The sequence below is a fragment of the Pseudomonas sp. P108 genome (genome assembly GCF_032613195.1).
In the GTDB taxonomy this organism is placed as follows: domain Bacteria; phylum Pseudomonadota; class Gammaproteobacteria; order Pseudomonadales; family Pseudomonadaceae; genus Aquipseudomonas.
In genome coordinates this window covers 2,486,326-2,506,680 of record NZ_CP126691.1, presented here as the reverse complement: position 1 = coordinate 2,506,680, position 20,355 = coordinate 2,486,326, and the positions used below count along the sequence as shown (strand labels likewise).

Genomic DNA, 20,355 nt, shown 5'->3' with positions numbered 1-20,355 from the left:
TGTTTTCGCCCTCCAGAATTTCGCGTAAGTTGAGCCGCTTTGCGGTCGTCGACTCACGCCGCTGTACAGCACGAGGAACAAGGGATGTTCGCGCCGGCCAATGAAACTCACTTTGCCCTGACCATCGAAGGTCTTTCCGCTGACTTTCAGGTATTCACCCTGCAAGGTCGCGAAGCCATCAGCCAGCCTTTTGTGTTCGAGGTGGAGCTGGTCAGTGAGCAGCCGTCGCTGGACCTCGAAACCCTGCTGCACAAACCGGCCTTCCTGCAGCTGTCGCCCGACGGCAGCGGCATTCACGGCCAGATCTACCGCGCCGCGCAAGGCGATTCCGGCAAACGCCTGACCCGTTATTCGGTGACCCTGCGCCCGCAACTGTCCTACCTGGCGCATCGCGTCAACCAGCGCATCTTCCAGAACCTCAGCGTGCCGAAAATCATCGGTATGGTCCTCGAAGAGCACGGTATTCAAAGCAACGCCTACGAATTCAAGACCGGTTCGATTTATCCCGAGCGCATCTACTGCGTGCAATACGATGAATCGGACCTGCATTTCATCCAGCGCCTGTGCGAGGAAGAAGGTATCCACTACCACTTCGAGCACACGGCGACGGCGCACAAACTGGTATTCGGCGATGACCAGACGGTGTTCCCGAAACTCAAGCCTGTGGCCTATCAGCAAGACTCCGGCATGGTCGCCAGCGACCCGGTGATCAAGCGCTTCGACCTGCGCCTGGAAACCCGCACCAGCCGCACCACCCGCCGCGATTACGATTTCGAAAAACCGCGCCTCACCCTCGAAAGCGAAAACCGTGGCGACGCCCTGCCCGACCTCGAAGACTACGATTACCCAGGTCGTTTCATCGACCGCGAGCGCGGCAAACACCTGGCCAAACGCGCCCTCGAACGTCATCGCAGCGACTTCCAGTTGGCTGAAGGCAAGAGTGATCAACCGTTGCTGGTCAGCGGCCACTTCCTCGCGCTGACCGCGCACCCGAAAGCCAAATGGAATGACCTCTGGCTGCTCACCGAAGTCCTCCACGAAGGCAAACAGCCGCAAGTGCTCGAAGAGTCGGTGACCAGCGACACCACTGCGCTGAAAGACGATTTCCATCAGGGCTACCGCAACCGCTTCCAGGCCACGCCGTGGGACGTGCCGAACCGCCCGCCCCTGCGCCATCCAAAACCGCGCATCCTCGGCAGCCAAAGTGCCGTGGTCACGGGCCCGAAAGGCGAAGAGATCCACTGCGACGAATACGGCCGCGTCAAAGTCCAATTCCACTGGGACCGCGAAGGCCAGGCCGATGACAAAACCAGCTGCTGGCTGCGCGTCTCCAGCGCCTGGGCCGGCGCCCAGTACGGCGGCATTGCCATCCCGCGTATCGGCATGGAAGTGCTGGTCACCTTCCTTGAAGGCGATCCCGATCAACCGTTGATCAGCGGCTGCCTGTACCACAAGGAAAACACCGTCCCGTATGAGCTGCCGGCGAACAAGACCCGCAGCACCTTCAAGACCCTCAGCTCCATGGGCGGTGGCGGCTACAACGAACTGCGCATCGAAGACAAAAAAGGTCAGGAACAGATCTACCTGCACGCCCAGCGCGACTGGGACGAAAACATCGAGCACGACCAGAAAATCCGCGTCGGCAACGAACGCCACGACACCGTCGAAAAGAACAGCTACAGCGAGTTCAAGGCCGAAGAACACCACACCGTCTACGCCGACCGCAAAGTCGAAGCGCGCGCCAACGACCACCTGACTGTCGGCGTCAATCAGCACATCAAGATCGGCACCGGCCAGTTCATCGACGCCGGGCAAGAAATCCACCTCAGCAGCGGCATGAAAGTGGTAATGGAAGCCGGCGCAGAGCTGACCCTGATCGGCGGCGGCAGCTTCATCAAGATCGACGCTGGCGGCGTGACCATGAGCGGCCCGGTGATCAACATGAACTCCGGCGGCAGCCCCGGCAGCGGCACCGGCGCCGCCCCGCTGATGCCTGGCATCCTGAAACAGGCCGACGCCGACAAGGCCGGCCAGGTCCTGACCCCGGCCCAGATCAACACCCTCAAACGTAACGCGCCGTTCTGCGAAGAATGCGAAAAATGCAAGGCAGGTGCCTGTGCCATCTGATCGAATTACACCCAAGGATTGGCTCGCGCAACAGCCGTTGCAGACTGGCGAGCGCTTGTATCTGGTCATCAGCGCGGCGAGTGATTCCGACGCGCTGAAAAATCTCTACCTGACCGAACCCACCGCCCAGCTCATCCCGATCTGGGGCGGCACGCCCTACTCCACTTGGCAACCGGTGATGCCGTATGTCACCGAACTCAAAGCCAATTCCGCGTTCCTGCCGTGGATCGCTGAAACCGATGCCCTCGATTGGGGCTGGCTGGCGGTGTCGCGTTCCGAGCCGAACGACGTTTTCGAGCATCTGCGCAGCCTGACACAGGTGAAGATGCCGGACGGGACCGAGGTGTTTTTCCGGTTTTGGGATGGGCGGCATATCTACCCGATTCTGCATGGGCTTGGGGAGAAGGCTGGGGAAGTGCTGCCGATGTTTGAGCGGTATTTGATTAATGGGCAGTCGCTGGAGGTTGGGACGCGGGTTGTGCCGAAGGTGAAGGATTGGCCGTGGTGGGAGGTGCCGGATCCGTTACTGGATGGCTTGGCCAAGGAAAATCCGACGACGCTGATCAGCAACCTGATGCAGTGGCTGGAAGAAGACCGCCCGGACATTTACACCGCTTGGCCCGAAAGCAACCTGAAGCTGAAAGTCAGCCGTTTCGTGCGCCGTCCGGACGCACCGAAAAACCTTAAAGAAGCACTGTTAAACCACCTGATTCTGGAGCAAGGCTGATGGATCGCGTTGCCTTTGTTGACAACCAACTGAACACCTTCAAGGACAGTCTGAAGCTGTATCAGGAACAAACCAAAACCTGGTACGCACGCGTCGCTGACAAGGCCAGCCGGGCCGCTGACCTGCCTTCCCTGCTGGGCATGGAGCGAGTAATCAAGGTTGGTGACTTGAGCAAAGCGGTGAGCATGACCGACGGCAATTTCACCTCGAACGTGGCGCAGTGCCCGCTCAAGGGGCCGTTGCTGATCGAAAGCAAATTCGAGTCGGTTTACGACATTCCTATCGGCGAAATCGAAGTCGAGATCGTCGCCGTTGAGGGTGGTGCAGTCAGCAAGGTCAAACTCGATGCTCAAGGCAAAGCCGCCTGGACCGGCGGTATTCCAGGCAAGTTCTACGAGATCCGCGTTCATAACGAAGTGACGCCGGCACAAATCGATGCCCTCTTCAGCTCCTACAGCGGCGTGACCGCAGACCTGGAAGGTTTTCTTCGCAAAGAGTGGGCCGGATTCAAACCGCAATGGTCGAACGTTTCCACCTCGGGCACCGCGATGGCGATTGGCACCGGCATTCTTGAAGGTGGCTGGGAGGCGATAAAGGGTGTGTGGGATGGCATCAACCAAGTGCTCGATATCCTGCAGGACCCCGGCAAGTTTGCGAAGGATCTTGGCGCGGGTGCGGATGAACTGATCAAAGTTGCCAAAAGCTCGCCGGACATCATGAAAAAGGCCATGTTGCTGGCCAGTGACGAAGCCGCGCTGTTCCTGCTGGTACGCAGCGCCGTGATCTGGCTGGCAGGCCTGCCGCCGATGAAGATGGCGGGCGACATCGCGAAAGCCACCACGGCAATGGTGGTCGGTATCGCCATCGACATCGTGATTGGCGTGGTACTCACCATTGCGGCTGAAGGCACGGGCGTTATCTACCTGATCGCCCGCTTGAAGAAATACGGTGAGCTTGTCCTCAACGCCGTCATCGGTTTTGTGAAGTCGTTGTTCAAGATTATCAACGGCTTTATGGAATACGTCGCGAAATACACCGCTGTTGCGGCGCGTGGCGTGACGGCCAAGGTGAGAAACGGGATTTCCGAGTTGCGGTTTGATGGCAAGAAAAACGCGAAACTCGCGGACGGAAAAATAGCTGACGATGCTTCTAAGCAGGCGAAGACCCCGGCCGACAAAAGTGCAGAACCTGCCGCCGATACCTGCACTAATGGGTGCCCGGTTTCGATGGTGACCGGTGAAGAGCTGTTGACGCTGACCGACGGTCAACTCGACGGGCTACTGCCGTTTGAGTGGACGCGCCTCTACAGAACCAGTGCCGTGGAAATTGATTGCGGTCTGGGTTATGGCTGGAGCCATGCATTGGCTCATCGCATTGACATCAATGGCGATGAAGTAATCTGGACCGACCACGAAAACCGCGCAACGCCGTTCCCGCTCCCGAGTGAACAACGTCCAGCGATCACCAACAGCCTTTCAAAAGCTGCCATTTTCCTCGGTGACGATCCATCGGAACTGATTCTCGCCCAAGCCGGCAAGCGTCCATCGTTCTACCACTTTCGCTTTAACAGCAAAGGCGCAACGCTGATCGCCATCAGCGACAGCTACGGTAATCGACTGCACGTTACACGCGACATCCACGGTCGCATCAAACGCCTCGACAACGGCGCCGGTCGCGCCCTGCTTCTACGTTACGACCGCAAACACATTGTCGCGGTCGACTATCAGCAGTTCCTGCCCGCGGACAATCTGGAAGACGCCTGGAATACGGTGCAGACGCTGGTCACCTACTGCTATGACACCCAGCATCGTCTGATCGAGGCGAAGAACGCGGCCGGTGAAGCCGAACATTATCGCTACAACGAACAGCACGTCATTCTCGAGCGGCAACTGGCGGGCGGCGCTGCGTTCTACTGGGAGTGGGAGAACGAAGGCAAACTGTCTCGTTGCACACATCACTGGGCCAACTTCTCGCAGATGGAGGCGCACTACGCCTGGGATGACAAAGGCAGCGTGACTGTCACCAACGCCGACGGCAGCGAAGAGGTGTACACCCACGATGATCAGGCACGACTGATCAGCAAGATCGACCCGGACGGTGCCGAGCATCTCAAGGCCTACAACGACAAAGGCCAATTGATCGCGGAAAAGGATCCGTTGGGTGCCGTCACCGAGTACCGCTACAACGACAACGGCTTGATGATTGCCGTCATCCCGCCGGAAGACGAAGCCACCACGTATGAATACGTCAACGGTTTCGTCAGTGATGTTCATCGCGGCAAAGCCAGTTGGAAGTACCAACGCAACCGTCAAGGCGATATCACCCAGCAAATCGATCCGGACGGCAATGCCACGCTATACAGCTACGACGGCCAGGGGCGTCTGCTGGAGATTCGCCACCCGGACGGCAGCCGTCATCAACTCGGCTGGAACAACCTCGGCCAGTTGCTGGAAGAACGCCTACCCGATGGCGGCCAGCGCAAGTATCGCTACGACGCGCTGGGTCGGCAGATTACCCGCCAGGAAGAGTCCGGCGCCATTACCCAATACCAGTGGGACGCCGCTAATCGCCTCGCCCAAGTTACACTGCCGGGCGGTGCAACCCGTGCGTTTACCTATAACGCCTACGGTAATGTCACCGCTGAACGCGATGAACTCGGCCGCATCACTCGGTACGAATACGCCGACAACCTGCATCTGGTCTGCCGCCGCATCAATCCGGACGGCAGCCAACTTCGCTATCGCTATGACAACTCTCGTCTGCTGCTGACTGAAATCGAAAACGAGCGCGGCGAGCAATACCACCTCGACTACTACGCGAACGGCCTGATCCAGCAGGAAACAGGCTTCGACGGTCGTCGCACGGCTTACGAGTATGACCTCAACGGCCAACTGCTGAAGAAAACCGAGTTCGGCGACGATGGCAGCGAACTGGTCACTGAGTATCAGCGCGATGCGGCTGGCCGGCTGCTGGTGAAAACCCTGGCCGATGGCGAAGAAATCCACTACAGCTACGACGCCCTCGGTCGCCTCGTAAACGTCGATGACGGCAACTGGCCGCTCGCCTACAAATACGACCTGCAAGACCGCCTCATCGAAGAACACCAAGGTTGGGGCACCCTGCGCTACGAGTACGACAGCGTTGGTCAGCTCAAACACTGCCGCCTCCCTGACGGCAGCAAACTCGATTACCGTCACCAACCGGGCGGACAACTGAGCAGCATCGACCTCAATGGCTCGCGCCTGACCTCTCACCAGTTCAGTGCTGGGCGCGAACAAAAACGTCAGCAAGGTTTGCTGCTCAGCCAATACCAGTACGACGAACAAGGCCGCCTGCAAGCCCACACTGTTGGCCAGCGAGACAAGAACCTGTTCCAGCGTCGTTATAATTACGATGCCAACGGCAACCTCGCTGGCATTGATGACAGCCGCAAAGGCAATCGCAGCTACCACTACGACCCGCTCGATCGACTCATCAGCGTGCGCGGTGCTACTCCGGAAAGCTTCGCCCATGACCCGGCGGGCAACCTGCTGGGCCAAAGCAATGAAGGCACAGCAAACCTCGCCAACGTCAAAGGCAACCGCCTGCTGATGCAGGGTGATCGTCACTACGAGTACGACGCGTACGGCAACCTGAGTCGCGAACGCCGTGGCACAGGACAGAAACTCGTCACCGAGTATCGTTACGACTGCCAGCACCGCTTGATCGGCGTTAGCCTACCGGGTGGCAGCACTGCAACCTACAAGTACGATGCCTTCGGTCGACGTATAGAAAAAACCGTCGACGGCCACATCACCGAATTCCTGTGGCAAGGCGAACGCCTGATTGCCGAAAGCGCCGAAAACCGCTACCGCAGCTACATCTACGAGCCGGGCAGCTTCCGGCCGTTGGCGATGCTCGATGGCGAAGGCCCACGTAAAGCCACGCCGTTCTATTACCAACTTGACCACCTCGGCACACCGCAGGAGCTCACCGACTACAGCGGTGAAATCATGTGGTCGGCGAAGTACCGAGCCTACGGTAATCTCGCCGCGCTGGACGTCAGCGAGATCGATAACCCGTTGCGGTTCCAGGGTCAGTATTTCGATGCCGAGACAGGGTTACATTACAACCGGCACCGCTACTACAATCCGGGGACTGGACGGTTTTTGACGCCGGATCCGATCAAGCTTGCGGGTGGGTTGAATAGCTACCAGTACGTGCCCAACCCTACGGGGTGGGTGGATCCGCTGGGGTTGAATAGTGAGTGCCCAAAGAAAAAATCCAAATCTACGGGTAATGTCGGAAACCCTACAGAAAAAGCGAGAGTCAATGAAGGCGCACCTGCAGTACCTGCTCCCGCACCACGCGGAGAAAGTACGACTCGCGTCCGGCATTACACCAACAGAAAGGGATCCACTGGCATCGAACGTGATGGAGCAATCCAAGCTCAGGATAACAATCGTGTCTACGTGGAACCTGCCAACAAAAAGCCATTGAGTCAACTAGATGCTGAAGATAAGTATCAAATTGGCAGAGGACGCGGCAGAGACTACATTGAAACAGACGTGCCGGACTCTCAACTTGAATGGGTAAAAAACCCTAGATACGGCACAATGGAGCTTACGATTAAAGGAAATGTGAAGCTAGAGAATCCAACATTCAACCGGCGGAAATGATGCTAGAAAAAAACAAACAGATAGTTCTTAATGGAAAGGATGCACTCGAAGTTCTAGCAGACATCGAGTTCATCCTAATTTCACTACACAAAATGGGAAGCTACTACGCGGATAAACCCGTCGAAGATTACCGGAAGGCCACCACCGACTTTATTGATAATGAAAAGGTTACTCAGCGCCTTGCCAAAGTAAGAAAAATCATCAGCAAGAACTTTGACTCAACACTTGGAGATGATGACATGGATGATATAGAGCGCCACCTGGAAAAAATTAAATTCTGGAAACCCTAAAGCCATAATCGGTCGCAATCGGGGAAAAACCCTGTGGGTTCCCCACAAATCCACTACAGGTTCTGCGGCTGATGATGCACATCATCGCGCAAAGCTTTCTTCAATCTTTCCTAGTCTTCGCTGCCTCCGTAAGACGGGGACAGACCACGAGAAAACGGGGACAGATCACGGTTTCTTTTTTGTATCTATAATCTGCCCTCTGGAAACTCTCCTCTTTCTCGCTATTTATAGTGGTCTGCCCCTTAACAACATATTAAACCTCACACCATTAAAAATCTTTAAAAAAGGAGCGAACCAAACGAATAAAAAGACAAAAAGGGGACAGATTTATTTTCTACTAACTGAAAATAAATCTGTCCCCTTTTATGCTTTAGTCGAAAGTTTGCGGGCCACTGGTGATCTTCCCCCAGACCACGTTACAAAGGATCAGGTAACACAAAGCGGATGGAAAAAGGGTAAAGCAGTCAACAATAGCGTTCCTGGCGGGCAGCTAGGCGGTGAGGTTTGTTACAACGATACAAATGTACTTCCTTCAGCCCCCGGCCGAACCTAGTATGAAGCTGACGTCGATCTCAATAACACGATATCGCGGAGCAATCAGCCGGGGACCAGGCTACTCTACTCAGACGACGGACTTCTTTACATAATTAGTGATCATTACGAAACTGTTAACTCTATCGGAAAGTGGAAGTAAATCAAAATGATAGTTGAGCTTGATGGATTATCCATCTCATCTGAGCAAGAATTCCATAAGCGGATAGCGTCTGCTTTTTCTGTCACTCAATACTATGGAAATAATCTTAATGCGCTTTGGGATCTGCTCAGCACCGATGTAGAGCGCCCAATTGAATTAATTTGGACAAACTCAAAACATTCAGAAGAACTAATGGGCGACTCATATAGAAAAGTATTAATTATTCTTGAACGAGTCAAAACCCAAGATGAAAGCTTTGGACTGGATGAGAATTTTAGCTACCAACTGAAATAGTAACGCTGTAAACGGGGAGCAGACCACGTTTTATTTTGTCTGAAGGAGGTATGTCCCTGAAGGTAAAACGGGGGCAGACCACCATTCCTTATTTTAAAACGAGGCAGACCACAGTTTTTTACATGTATAAACTGCCGCATGGAAACTCTCTTCTTTCTCGCTATTTAACGTGGTCCGCCCCTAAATAAAACTATTACATTGGGATGATACGCCAGCATCAAATTTGGAGACTCGAAAAGTTCATATGGCAAATCATAGCCCTACTGACCCAGATGCGGCCATGCCACACTTGCAACTGCACCCGAAAGATGGAAAAGTAATTCGAATCTATTGGCCAAACCCATTTGAAGGACAAAAATGAACACTCCCAAAACAATCCCTAGAAAAGTGTGGTGGGGCCTAGAGGCAAAATCATATACAGAAATTGCTCAAGAGCTTCCGACGCAGGATGAGTCACTTCGAAAGTGGGTCGCAATCTACGCTGTTTATCATTTAAATTTCGAAGATAGGCACCCTGGAGAGCTTTACTATAAATTCCTAGAAGATGCAAGGCACTCTAAGTACGTTATTGTAGAGTTTACTCTTCCAACTCACATTCTTGAAACAAGAGATAGTGTTGGCGCCAACGACACAACAATCACAACATGGAAAATCTTAGAGACAGAAGAAGAGATAAACTCCTTCCTTCATGAACACAATATAAACCCCAAACTTTTCACCCCTCCATGGACTTGTGACTACCCACTAGATTAAAATAAAAATTCGCCAAAAATGGGTGTGATCGAGGACAGACCACGTTTTTTACGTCTTTGACGTAGAACTAAAAATATTGACATCTTAAATCTCAAACAAAATATGTAGAAAACGGGACAGACCACGGTTTCTTTTTTTGTATCTATAATCTGCCCTTTGGAAACTCTCCTCTTTCTCGCTATTTAACGTGGTCTGTCCCTGTAACGCCTGGTATGCAAAATTTAGAAAAGCATATTGGAAAGAACGAGCCAAAGACTTTGAGTGAGCAGAACCATGCATAAATATCAAGACTTGATAACGAAACTCGAAAACTCCGATGAAGAAACATTTTGGCTCGGGCCCGCCACTGCCGAGCAAATTAAAAAACTCGAGAATATTCTAGGCATAAAGCTGCCTGAAGATTTCGTTGACTTCTTGAGTATATGCGGTGGTGGTGGTGGTGCAGCAGACTCAGAAATATGCGGAATTGAGAATAATGATGCAACTCTAGATAACGGCGGAACTGTAAATTACAGCACCATGTACTGCCGTTCAGAGTTTGAATTACCTAGTCATTTTGCCGTCATTTATTTAAAAGACGACGAAGTTTGCTGGGCAATTGATTGCGGTCCCACGGGAAATGGACAGGTCATTAGCTACGATCTATTTAAGCGCAAACCGTCTAAGAAAATAGCGGAAAACTTCTATTCATTCTTTGAGGAATACGTCGAACTCAGAACTTAACTTTCAACCGTGAAAGAAGGGGGAATACAAAAAATTGACTAAAAAGAGACAGATTTATTTTCTACCCACTGAAAATAAATCTGTCTCTTTTCTTCATTCGACGTACTTCCGGAAAAAAATGAGAACTTTTTATGTGATTGCTAATAAAGATATGGAGCCAAACCTCCTGCATAGCTCAAACTGGCCAAAGGTTATAGGCTATTCCTTCGCAGATAACTATTTTTACTTATCCGAAGGCAAAGGCAACGGCTTTGCCGCGAACGACATGCCTGAATCGAAAGCTAAAAGACCAGAATGGCTTGAAATATTCACAGATCTAGATGTGACTTGGTTCCTTAACATGATTGACAACACTAGCTTCACCAGCGAAACGGATTTCCGTGAAAAATTAACAGCACACATTGGCAACGTAGATACAATATTATTTTGACTAACTCGAGTTCGAAAAAAGGGGACAGATTTATTTTCTACACGCTAAAAATAAATTTTCCCCACTTTTTTATCCATAAACCGTTTAAGCCCTGGTATTAAGACGCCTTCGGCGCAGCTTGAACAAAGAGTCAGAAACATTAAAGCTAGAGAAAATAAATCTGTCCCCTTTTCTTATTGGCTCTGAAAAAATCGACCACGGCGCCGACATGAACAAGCTTCTAAGCCAATTTGACGACTGGGAACAACTTCAATGACAACCAACTTTGAAATAGCTTTGAAAAAGAATGAACTCCCTGACTACTTCAGAGGTAATGGCCAATATTTCACAAGAGACCCCGACTGGGGAACCCAGTTGCATATCATAAATTGGCAAGGACTATGCGGCTATTTAAAATCCCTAGAAAGCTCGATCGAAATATTGAGGAATGCATTTAGCGTATACTTAAACTCGGTTGAGTTTACAAAAAATGACGCCAGCGACCTGCTTGAAAACATTGGCTGCTATTACTACCTAAGAAATAAACATCCTTTCTTGTCAAAAGATGGATTTGATCTTGTACGCGATGCTGCTGATAGTGAGAAACAGAAAATTTCACATATCATGACCTTTCTGAGAAAAACAATCGAAGCCAACAATGATATTCAAAACCTTGAACTCTATAATCGCCGCATGAGAAAACTCATTGATGACGGCGGCCCAACCAATATAAAGAGCCTCTAATTCTTTCGACGGAACCCACTATAAAAAGGTAACCAAAAAGGGAACAGAATTATTTTCTACAAACTAAAAACACCCCCCCTTTTCTCCGGAACGTCATTAAAATTTTTATGCTTGGGAAAAGCTTCAATGATGACCACCTTTGAAACAGCTTTAGAATCTCATGAAACATCTGATTTCTTTAAAGGCAATGGAAAATATTTTGCTCGCGGCTCTGACTGGGGAGATCATCTTTTCATTAGCAACTGGCAGGAAATGTGCGGAACTTTAAAACATCAAAAAGCAGCACAACACCTGCTGACAACTATATTTGAAAATTATCTAGAACACTTAAAAGAAGATTATTCAGATGCAGAAGGATTGCTTTCAAACATAAGCGCTTACTACACACTTAAAAACAAAATCGCACTTCTGCCGGACAATAATTACGACTTGATTGAGAGCCTTGACGAAAAAAGCAAAAACAACATAGGGAAATTATTCCGTCTCCTTAGACAGCACTACGACATAAAAAACGAACTCTTGCCAAGATACAAATTTAATGATGAGATCAAGCGATTAAAACTCAAAGGCTGTCTAATTGACCTCGAACACCTTTGAGCAAGATATTTAATGTGACTACCTCATACCACCGTAAGCTCGATACTTGACCAGTCCTCATGAATAAACATCAGATCACTCTAGCCAATGGATGGACAGCAACCTTTGATAACAACGGTGAATTCCGTATGGGAGCCGAAGGTTGGAGCTTGTCTTTGCAAGGGCCGGACGGCAGGAATATTCATTACTTCGCGGACCAGATCATTCTGGTCAACGATGACGACGGCACCCAGGCAAATTCATGCCTGCGTCTATCTACTGATGGTGTTTACGGTTATTTGAGCACAGCCGTTGATAGCTGCTGGGTGATCGATTTTTCGCGATGCATGATCGCTCCCCATCGGGTAAGCATCTATCACTACCATGACGCCTACGATGAAAGCGTCGCAGCTTACGAGCAGCCGGCCTTCAAACGCGCGAGGCAATACATCAGCGTTGTTGGAAAGTACATTTATCTGACCTTCCCTCTAACCAAAGATGAGGACTTTCCCAAGGTATGGGAGGAGTACCTCTCGATACGCAGACGCCAGCTGGATGAGTTGTATTTCAGAAACTGATCAAAGGGCGCCATCGTCAGCGAAGTGCTTTCACGCGCCCTACCCGATCAACTCATCTGCCACGTCGTACTTAACCACCACCCGATTCCGATACAACCTCACCCTCTCCACCAATTCCCCAACCTGCCCCTTCTCCCGCACCTCCCGCCAAATCTCATTCTCCCGATACACCCGCGCCCCCTCCCGCACAAACCGATGCGCCTCTTGAAACACGTGATAGCGATATTCTCTCACCCGATCACACAACAACTCCCCTTCGAGTTGTGTCTCGCCGACGTTCAACTTCAGCTGAAAGCTCCGATCCGTCGGGTTATGCAGCACCAGATCAACGTAGTTGTAGAAGATCGCCGCCCCTGACCCGAACGGCAGCACCCGCCCTTCATCCGGAAACGGGTCGAAGCTGTGGTTGGAGCGCTCGACCACCACCAGCGGTGAATGAATCGCCATCCAGTGGATCAGGTTGCTCAGTTGGCAAATTCCACCGCCTACCCCGCGTCGTGCCTCGCCGAAGGACAGTTCCATGCCTTCAACGTAGCCGCGTTTCAAAGTCGGGCGGCCGACGAGGCGGCAGAAGGAGAAGTGTTCGCCGGGGGCGATGATGACGCCGTCAATGGCGGCGACGGCGAGTTTGAGGTTGATGACTTTGTTGTGTTGCAGGGCGAGGTCCGAGTCGCCGAGTTTGCGGATGAGTTTCGAGGTGTGTTTGAGGTAGCGAAATGGCAGGCGCTCGGCCGTGGCGACGGGGCGTGCGTAGCGTTTGCTGGAACAGCGCCAGGCAATTTGGCGGAACAGTCTTTTTTGCCACACGCGCAGCCAATACAAGGCCGGGTGGTAGAGGGAAAGTGGTTTCATCCGTGACACAACGGCGTGCGCCGTTTCTTCCTTGAACCGTGAGGGGGCGCGCATTTTATCCGGGAATGACCGGCAGCACCCCATGCATTTCATAAGATCAGTCGTCTTTCTTCGGCATACATTTACCGTCACATCCGCAAATTAAGGTTCGCCTAAGGTTGCATCGCTACGATCGCGGCCAAGAAACCTTGTTGCCCTTGAATCGCAGATGAGTCCTTCCGACATGAAAGCGTTTGATTTACCAGCCCAGCCAGCGTCGAATTTCAGCCTTGTCCTGGTAAATTACAAAACCCCGGACATCACTAAAATGTGCCTCGAACTTCTGCGCGAGCACGTCCAGGAGCAACGCATTCCGGTGTGGGTGGTGGATAACGATTCGGCGGATGCCAGTCTCGATTACTTGCGTTCGCTCGACTGGATCAACTTGATCGAACGGCCTTCGCCGGGCAAGGAAGCTGGCCATATTGCGCACGGTAAAGCACTGGATCTGGCACTGGAAAAAGTCGACACCGATTATCTGTTTCTGTTGCACACCGACACCTTTGTCTATGACAAGGAAGTGTTTGCCATGATGATGCGCGAGTGCACGAAAACGCCGGACATGGCTGCAGTCGGTTGTGTCGAACAACTCAATCGCGGGATTGTGCGTGATACCTGGCGTTTAACTTCGCGTTTCTGCAAGCACTATGTTCGTAAAGCGAAAGTGCGTCTGGGTATGCGTTCGAAAATGCCAAGGCCGTACAAAGAAACGCATCTGAAAAGTTTCTGCACATTGTGGAATGCGCGCTTGATGAAGTCCCAAGGCCTGCACTTCTGCATGGATGAGCAGGTGCCTGGTTATGCGCTGCAAGATCGCATGAGCAGCTTGGGCTATGGCATCAAGTTCCTGTCGCCGCGCAAGATTTTCAGTTATCTGGATCATATCCAGGCAGGAACTGTCGCGGCGGCGGGTACCTACGGCGCAAATCACCGTAGGACAAAAATGTATCAGGCCACGCTGAAGCGCTTTCAAGGGCAGCAAGGCAATGCCTGAGATGCAAGCTTCAACTTGATTCATGGCAAACAAAAAGGGCGACTTCAAAGTCGCCCTTTTTGTTTGTGAAAATTGTATACAACTACTCCGTAGAGGTGTTCGCCCAGTGTAATGGCCTGGCAATCCATGCACCGGTAAAGAGCCCTGACACTGGGCGAACGGGAGGGATTTTAATGGAAGTTGGCAGATATGTCCTCATGCTTAAACATGAAATTTATGTACCAGAAAGTTAAAAAGTGTGTACCACCGATATTTACCGGGAAACTTCCGACAGACTTTTTTATATGATTGTTCTCATACATAAACCTGTACAAGAACAATCATTCTGTAGAGTTAATGCTCAACTTTCGTGTTGGCTGGTCACTTTTAAGATATCGGTGTAAGTGACGATGACGCTCTGCCCTTCTTTCAGATCTTTCAGTTTGGCTTGGATTTCAGGCTTTTTCACGTCGAGAACTTTCGACACACCCGCCGGGTTTTGCAGGGTCACCTGATTTGTCTTCAAATCAATTTTGGTGATTTTCAATTGCACCTGAACCTGACGATACGCCTCGCCACCGGGGTTATCGCTGCCCGGGGCCTTACGCAACTCACCGGTACGTTCGGTGGTGCCAGGCAGACCTTTATCCACATCGGTGTCGAGGTAAGCGGCGACAGAACGCTGTACCTGAATGTTGACCTGATCGCCGGGCTTGAGATTGGCGAGGTTTTTCGCCTTATCAGTGAGCTGAACGTGAACCGGCTTGCCTTCGGCACCTTCGAGCACAACCTGATGGTTGGCGGCATCGACGGAGATCACTTTGGTGATGACCTGATCTGCTTCAACAGTGGCAGACAGCGGAATATCGGCAGCAAAGGCGCCGAAGCTGGTGGCGGACAGTACGGTTGCGAGGGTGATGGCCTTGGCCAATGCGTCGAGCTTCATAAGCAATACTTTCCCTGTGATGAATGGCAGCGCCCGGCGCCGAATTAGCTTCGGCGACGAACGTGCCACTGAGCATAGACGCTGTTCAGGGCTTGGCTTTGGTTTGTGTCGAGGCGGTCTGTTGTTTTGCGGTGTCCTGCGCGGTGGATTCGCCGCTGGGCGTGCCTTTGCCGCTGTTTTCACGCTGTTTCGGGTCGGTGGGCCGCAGGGCGTCGTTGTCGCGTTCGGTTTCGCCCGGTGGACGGGGTTCGTCGGGGTGTTCGCCTTGGGTGATCGGTTTCATGGGGGTGTCCTCAGGCTTCGGGGTCGTCGAGTTCACGGGCGACGTTGATCGCGGGTGAATCCTTGTGCAGGTCGTCGGCCTTGGCACGCAGGATCTGCCATTGTTCAAGGTCGATGGCGCCTTGGCCGAGCAGGTCGTCGGCGATGCGTTGCAAGTCAAAATAGTGCGCGTCGGGGGATTGCTGCCAGTAGGTTTCGTCGTCGAACAGGCGTTGCCAGGAATTCAGGTCTGGAGGTTGCTGGTCGTCGCTCATGGGGGAGTCCTCGACGGCGTTTCGCAAAGGTGTGAGAGATATTTGGTAGAGGGGTTGAGAAGTAGCGGAGTTCCGGCCAATTTCTCTGTGGTGTCTGGGCGGGCGCTTTCGCGAGCAGGCTCGCTCCCACATTTTGATCTCGGTCAGATCCGGATTCTGCGCCCGTTACAACTCGCAGTTTCTACGAGGCGCTGTCAGTAGCCGGTCATTTCCAGATAGCCCTGGCCGGGATGGCTGCCGCGGATGCGCACCGGGCCTTCCCAATACGGAATGCGCAGGTTCATCCAGGCATTGGGGTTGAGCGCGTCGAGGGTGATGTCGAGGTGTTTATCGGGAATGCTGATCGACCATTTCACCGGCATCGCCCGGCCGGCGACGTTGGCGGTGTCTTGCGGGGTGAGCCGGATCTGCGAACTGCGCAGGGTTTGCGTCTGGCCGTCGGCAGCGATCCAGGTGCCAGTGAGATACGGCGCGCCGTCCTTCTGGCGCATGCGGTAGAGCATCACGTGTTCGCCGCTGTCCAGGTGCAGAGAGAACCAGTCCCAACCGGTTTGATTGGCGGTCAGCGGCTGGCTGCTCCATTCGCGATCAAGCCACGCCGGGCCGCTGACGGTGTAGCTCTGGCCGTCGATCTGCAACGTGCCGCTGGCCTGAAAAAACGGCTGGCTGTAGTAATACGACGCCTGACCTTCTTCGGATTTCTGACTGAAGCCCTTGTCGCCCTGCAACACCAACGGACGACTGGACGTTAGGTGCAGTTGATAGGCGAAATCCTTGTCGCGCGCGCTGAGTTGCAGGTCGCTCAGCGGATCCTGCGCCTGACTGGCGAACCGCCAATCATCGATCCACGCCTCGAACGGCGCCAGTTGCACACCCGCCTGCCCTACTCCACCTCGGGCGTAACGTTCGGCGGCGTGATGCACCGTGCTCGAAGTCACCGCCGCGTGCCCCAGCCAGACCGTCTGATTACCCCACCCGGCCTGCTCCGCCAGCGGTTTCAGCGCACTGCGAAACAGCGTCCACTGCACGCCGAATTCATTGCCCTGCTGATCCTTGAGATTGGCGGTGACGTACCACCACTCGATGCGAAACCCCTCATGCGCGCCATGATCCGCCGGAAAACTGAACACCCGACCCGGCACCACCGGCGTAAACGCCAACGCCTGATCGCCCATCCCGGCAAAACCCTTCTGCTCCGGCGCTGATTGATCGCAACCACCGAGCAGCAACAAAACCATCAGCACAACGAGGTTAATCCTCATGGGCAAACGTCCTCAGCAGATCAGCCGGTTGCGTGCGGTACAGCGAGTACAGCGGCCATGCCGACGCCAGCAACGTCGCCAGCAACGCCCACCCCATCAACTGCAGCAATTGCCACGGAAACACCCGCAACGGCAGCCGCCAGCCAAACGCTTGCACGTTGATCACCACGTCCAGACACCACGCCAGCGCGATCCCCAGCGGCAACGCCAGCACCAGCGTCAGTACCGCCAGCAGCCAGGTCTGCCCGAGATTGAGCAGCATCAGCTGCCGTCGCGTCACGCCCAACGCCCATAGCGGTGCAAGTTGGCCGAGGCGACTTTGACTCTGGGTCAGCAGGCTGATGAACAGCGCCACACCCGCCACCGCCAGGGTCAAACTGTTCAAAGCCGCCGTCGCCGCAAAGGTCCGTTCGAAAACCTGCACCGACCAGCCCTTGAGCCGCGCCTGATCGACGATGCGGCTGTCATCGAGTTGAAAGCGCGCCTGCAAGCTATTCAACAACGCCGGAATGTTCTGCGGTTCGATGCGCAGATTGAAACGGTTCGGCGTCAACTGCGGCCAGCCGCGTAGCAGGTGGTTGATGTTGACCAGCAAGTGCCCCTTGGGATTGCCATAGTCGGCGTAGACGCCAACGATGCGCGGCGACCACGCACCATTCGGCGCAGGAATCGTCAGTCGATCACCCGCCCGCACCTTCAGCCGACGCGCCAGTTGTTCGCTGAGCATCACCGCATCGTCGGTAGCCAGATGCGCCCACGGGTCGCTGCCACTGACATCGAGTAACGGCCAGTGCTGGCGGTAATACGCGTGATCGATAATGCCGAACACCTCCGCCGGCCAGCCTTGCAACGTCACCGCGACCTGCCAGTTGGGCAGCACTGCCGCAATATTCGGCTGCTGTTTGAGCCAACTGTACATTTCCCGCGACTGTGCCGGATTGCTCGGGTTGATATACAACTCGGCACTCAGGCGTTGTTCCAGCAAGTCGTTGAAGGTCTGGCGAAAACCGGAGGTCATGCTGCCCGCACCGATGTTGGCGGCGAGCGCCAAAAGCAATGCCATCAACGCCAGACTCAGTGCCGGCAGTTGCTGGCGGCAATCGGCGAGAAACCACTGACCCAGCACCGAGCGACTGCGCCCGAGCAACTGATTCAACAGCGCGCTGAGCAACACCGGCAGCGCCAATGCGGCGCCGATCAGCAATCCGGCCATCAGGACAAAACCACTGGCCAGGCTGTCGCCCCAGATCAATGCCACCAAGGCAAGCAAACCCAGCAGCGCCGCCAGCCAACCCTGACGGCGCAACCAGCGCGCATATTGCTGATGCCAAGCTTGCGGATCGGCCACCGCCAACAACGGCAAGCGTGCGGCACGCAACAGACTATTGGCCCCGGCGAGCAAAGCGCCGAGCAGGCTCAAACCGATGCCGCTGAACCACCACCAAGGACTGAGGCGCAACTGTCCCGCCACTTCCGCGCCATACAATCCGCGCAGGCTGGCGGCGACATCCGGCAGCAAGACACTGGCCAACCAATAGCCGCTGATCACACCGAACAGTCCACCGATCAGTGCCAGTACACCCAGCTCAACGATCAAGCAGAAAATCAACATTTGCGCGCTGACGCCGCAGGCGCGCAGCGTACGCAGCAGACCGCGCCGTTGCTCAAGCGCCAGCCCGATAGCGGCGTGGACGATGAACAGGCCAACCACGAATGACAAAAAACCCAAGGCATCGAGATTGAGGTGGAAGCTCTCGGTCAACCGCGCCAGATTGTTTTCCTCGCCGCTGCTTTTGAGCTGCAACTGACCCTTGAACGCGGCGGGCAACTCGGCGTGAAAATCCTTGGGCAGCAACAGCCGCGACAATTGTCCGGGTTGTTCCAGCAGGGTTTGCGCGACGCCGATGTCCACCAGCAACAGGCCGGGCGCCATGTCCTTTTGCGCGAGCAACGGCGGCAATCGCAGACCATTAGCCGTTTGCGGCGTGTCACCTTCGCGCAGATCCAGCGCTTGCAAAGTTTCCGGAGAAATCCACGTGCTGCCCGGCGGCGTGAAAAACTCGACAACGCGCTCGATCGGCAGCGCCTGCCCGGCCACCGCCGAATCGGCCGGCAGCGACACCGGTTCGATACCCATCAATTGCAGCCGCTGATTCTCAATGCCCTTGAGCTGCAACCGGCCCTGCAACAGCGGCGACACCGGCCAGCCCTGTCGGCGCAGATCAACGAACCATTGCTGCGCAAAAGTCGCACCGTTTGGCGTGCTGAGACTGGCCTGCGGTTCGCCGCCGATCAATTGGCTGGCCCGCGCGTAACTGTCGCGCGCCTGACTGTTCAACGCTTCGACGCCGGTGAGCAGACTGGTCGCCAGCCACAGCCCGGTCAGCACACTGAAAAACTGCACCGGATGGCGCCGCCAATGGCTGAGCAGTGCGCGCAGGGTCTGACGGAAAACGTTCACGTCAGCCGTCCGTTGGACAACACCACTCGCTGCGCCAATCGCGCCGCAACCCGTTGGCTGTGGGTGACCATCAACAAGGTGGTCGGGGTGTCATCGAGCAACTCCAGCAACAGCCGCAGCACTTCATCGCTGGTGGCTTCATCGAGGCTGCCGGTGGGCTCATCGGCGAGCAGCAATTTCGGCTGCGAGGCCAATGCCCGGCCCAACGCAACACGCTGCTGCTGACCACCGGAAAGTTGCTCGGGATAACGCTTGAGCAAATCGCCGAGCCCCAGACGCTGCACCAGATGCGCCTGCCAACGCGGCTCATGCCGCCCGGCAAGACGCGCCTGAAACGCAAGATTGTCTTCGACGCGCAGACTGCCGATCAGGTTGAACTGCTGGAACACCAGACCGATTTCTGTGCGCCGCCAATTCGCCAGTTGCGCCTCGTTCATCGCCTCCAGCCGATGCTCGCCACTGCGAATGCTGCCGCTGTCGACTTTGTCGAGGCCGGCCACCAGGTGCAGCAACGTGCTTTTGCCACTGCCGGATTCGCCCATCAGCGCCAGGCTGCCGCCGGATTCGAGCGTCAGGTCGATGCCTTGCAGCACCGGCAATGGGCCTTGCGGGGTGAGATAGCTTTTGAAGACGTTTTCAACACGAAGCATGCCGCCACCTGATCGGTCAGTGTGGGGCAAGGATAGCGGATGGCGATGACAGACTTGAATTCA

Annotated in this window: 19 protein-coding genes; 12 read left to right on the top strand and 7 right to left on the bottom strand. The window is 54.2% G+C overall.

Features of this window, described 5'->3' with window-relative positions:
- Positions 1 to 84 precede the first annotated feature (84 nt).
- The 11 genes from tssI (at position 85) to QOM10_RS10960 (ending at position 12,573) form a co-directional block, all read left to right on the top strand.
- Positions 85 to 2,127 carry a type VI secretion system tip protein TssI/VgrG gene (gene tssI / locus QOM10_RS11010; protein ID WP_316918035.1) on the top strand — a complete coding sequence of 681 codons (2,043 nt, stop codon included), beginning with the start codon at positions 85 to 87 and terminating at the stop codon, positions 2,125 to 2,127.
- Complete coding sequence (locus QOM10_RS11005; RefSeq protein WP_102902779.1) at positions 2,117 to 2,854, top strand: DUF4123 domain-containing protein; 738 nt, start codon at positions 2,117 to 2,119, stop codon at positions 2,852 to 2,854. Before tssI ends, QOM10_RS11005 begins: the two co-directional genes overlap by 11 nt.
- Entirely contained in the window at positions 2,854 to 7,512 is a 4,659-nt protein-coding gene (locus QOM10_RS11000; RefSeq protein ID WP_316918034.1) for an RHS repeat-associated core domain-containing protein, read from the top strand. The genes QOM10_RS11005 and QOM10_RS11000 overlap by 1 nt, the downstream gene beginning before the upstream one ends.
- Positions 7,512 to 7,802: a hypothetical protein gene (locus tag QOM10_RS10995; RefSeq protein WP_102902781.1), complete on the top strand. Its 291-nt coding sequence runs from the start codon at positions 7,512 to 7,514 to the stop codon at positions 7,800 to 7,802. Before QOM10_RS11000 ends, QOM10_RS10995 begins: the two co-directional genes overlap by 1 nt.
- Before the next feature lie 700 nt (positions 7,803 to 8,502).
- Positions 8,503 to 8,790, top strand: coding sequence for a barstar family protein (locus tag QOM10_RS10990; RefSeq protein ID WP_316918033.1), 288 nt, complete (start codon positions 8,503 to 8,505; stop codon positions 8,788 to 8,790).
- Between the two features lie 357 nt (positions 8,791 to 9,147).
- A complete protein-coding gene (locus QOM10_RS10985; protein ID WP_110721078.1) occupies positions 9,148 to 9,543 on the top strand; it encodes a hypothetical protein in 396 nt (131 codons plus the stop codon).
- 273 nt (positions 9,544 to 9,816) lie between these two features.
- Complete coding sequence (locus QOM10_RS10980; protein WP_316918032.1) at positions 9,817 to 10,266, top strand: SMI1/KNR4 family protein; 450 nt, start codon at positions 9,817 to 9,819, stop codon at positions 10,264 to 10,266.
- A 118-nt stretch (positions 10,267 to 10,384) separates the two neighbouring features.
- Positions 10,385 to 10,696: a hypothetical protein gene (locus QOM10_RS10975; RefSeq protein ID WP_110721076.1), complete on the top strand. Its 312-nt coding sequence runs from the start codon at positions 10,385 to 10,387 to the stop codon at positions 10,694 to 10,696.
- A gap of 252 nt (positions 10,697 to 10,948) precedes the next feature.
- Entirely contained in the window at positions 10,949 to 11,419 is a 471-nt protein-coding gene (locus QOM10_RS10970; protein WP_102902786.1) for a hypothetical protein, read from the top strand.
- A gap of 126 nt (positions 11,420 to 11,545) precedes the next feature.
- Positions 11,546 to 12,016 carry a hypothetical protein gene (locus QOM10_RS10965; RefSeq protein ID WP_316918031.1) on the top strand — a complete coding sequence of 157 codons (471 nt, stop codon included), beginning with the start codon at positions 11,546 to 11,548 and terminating at the stop codon, positions 12,014 to 12,016.
- A 59-nt stretch (positions 12,017 to 12,075) separates the two neighbouring features.
- A complete protein-coding gene (locus QOM10_RS10960; protein WP_064392907.1) occupies positions 12,076 to 12,573 on the top strand; it encodes a hypothetical protein in 498 nt (165 codons plus the stop codon).
- Between the two features lie 39 nt (positions 12,574 to 12,612).
- Here the strand turns inward: QOM10_RS10960 and QOM10_RS10955 are convergent, their stop codons facing one another.
- Positions 12,613 to 13,425 carry a VanW family protein gene (locus QOM10_RS10955; protein WP_316918030.1) on the bottom strand — a complete coding sequence of 271 codons (813 nt, stop codon included), beginning with the start codon at positions 13,423 to 13,425 and terminating at the stop codon, positions 12,613 to 12,615.
- A gap of 223 nt (positions 13,426 to 13,648) precedes the next feature.
- Between QOM10_RS10955 and QOM10_RS10950 the strand changes: the two genes are divergently transcribed.
- Positions 13,649 to 14,458 carry a glycosyltransferase family 2 protein gene (locus tag QOM10_RS10950; RefSeq protein WP_316918029.1) on the top strand — a complete coding sequence of 270 codons (810 nt, stop codon included), beginning with the start codon at positions 13,649 to 13,651 and terminating at the stop codon, positions 14,456 to 14,458.
- A 340-nt stretch (positions 14,459 to 14,798) separates the two neighbouring features.
- Here the strand turns inward: QOM10_RS10950 and QOM10_RS10945 are convergent, their stop codons facing one another.
- The 6 genes from QOM10_RS10945 to QOM10_RS10920 form a co-directional block, all read right to left on the bottom strand.
- The gene (locus tag QOM10_RS10945) at positions 14,799 to 15,383 is read right to left on the bottom strand and encodes a hypothetical protein (protein WP_160039292.1); all 585 of its coding nucleotides are present in this window, start codon (positions 15,381 to 15,383) and stop codon (positions 14,799 to 14,801) included.
- Positions 15,384 to 15,468: 85 nt separating this feature from the next.
- Positions 15,469 to 15,666 carry a hypothetical protein gene (locus QOM10_RS10940; RefSeq protein ID WP_316918028.1) on the bottom strand — a complete coding sequence of 66 codons (198 nt, stop codon included), beginning with the start codon at positions 15,664 to 15,666 and terminating at the stop codon, positions 15,469 to 15,471.
- Between the two features lie 10 nt (positions 15,667 to 15,676).
- A complete protein-coding gene (locus QOM10_RS10935) occupies positions 15,677 to 15,919 on the bottom strand; it encodes a hypothetical protein (RefSeq protein ID WP_316918027.1) in 243 nt (80 codons plus the stop codon).
- Positions 15,920 to 16,113: 194 nt separating this feature from the next.
- Entirely contained in the window at positions 16,114 to 17,181 is a 1,068-nt protein-coding gene (locus tag QOM10_RS10930; protein WP_316918026.1) for a lipocalin-like domain-containing protein, read from the bottom strand.
- Positions 17,171 to 19,642 (bottom strand): FtsX-like permease family protein, encoded by a 2,472-nt coding sequence (locus QOM10_RS10925; RefSeq protein ID WP_316918025.1) that lies wholly within the window; start codon positions 19,640 to 19,642, stop codon positions 17,171 to 17,173. The genes QOM10_RS10930 and QOM10_RS10925 overlap by 11 nt, the downstream gene beginning before the upstream one ends.
- Positions 19,639 to 20,292 (bottom strand): ABC transporter ATP-binding protein, encoded by a 654-nt coding sequence (locus QOM10_RS10920; RefSeq protein ID WP_150752169.1) that lies wholly within the window; start codon positions 20,290 to 20,292, stop codon positions 19,639 to 19,641. Before QOM10_RS10920 ends, QOM10_RS10925 begins: the two co-directional genes overlap by 4 nt.
- Between the last annotated feature and the right edge of the window lie 63 nt (positions 20,293 to 20,355).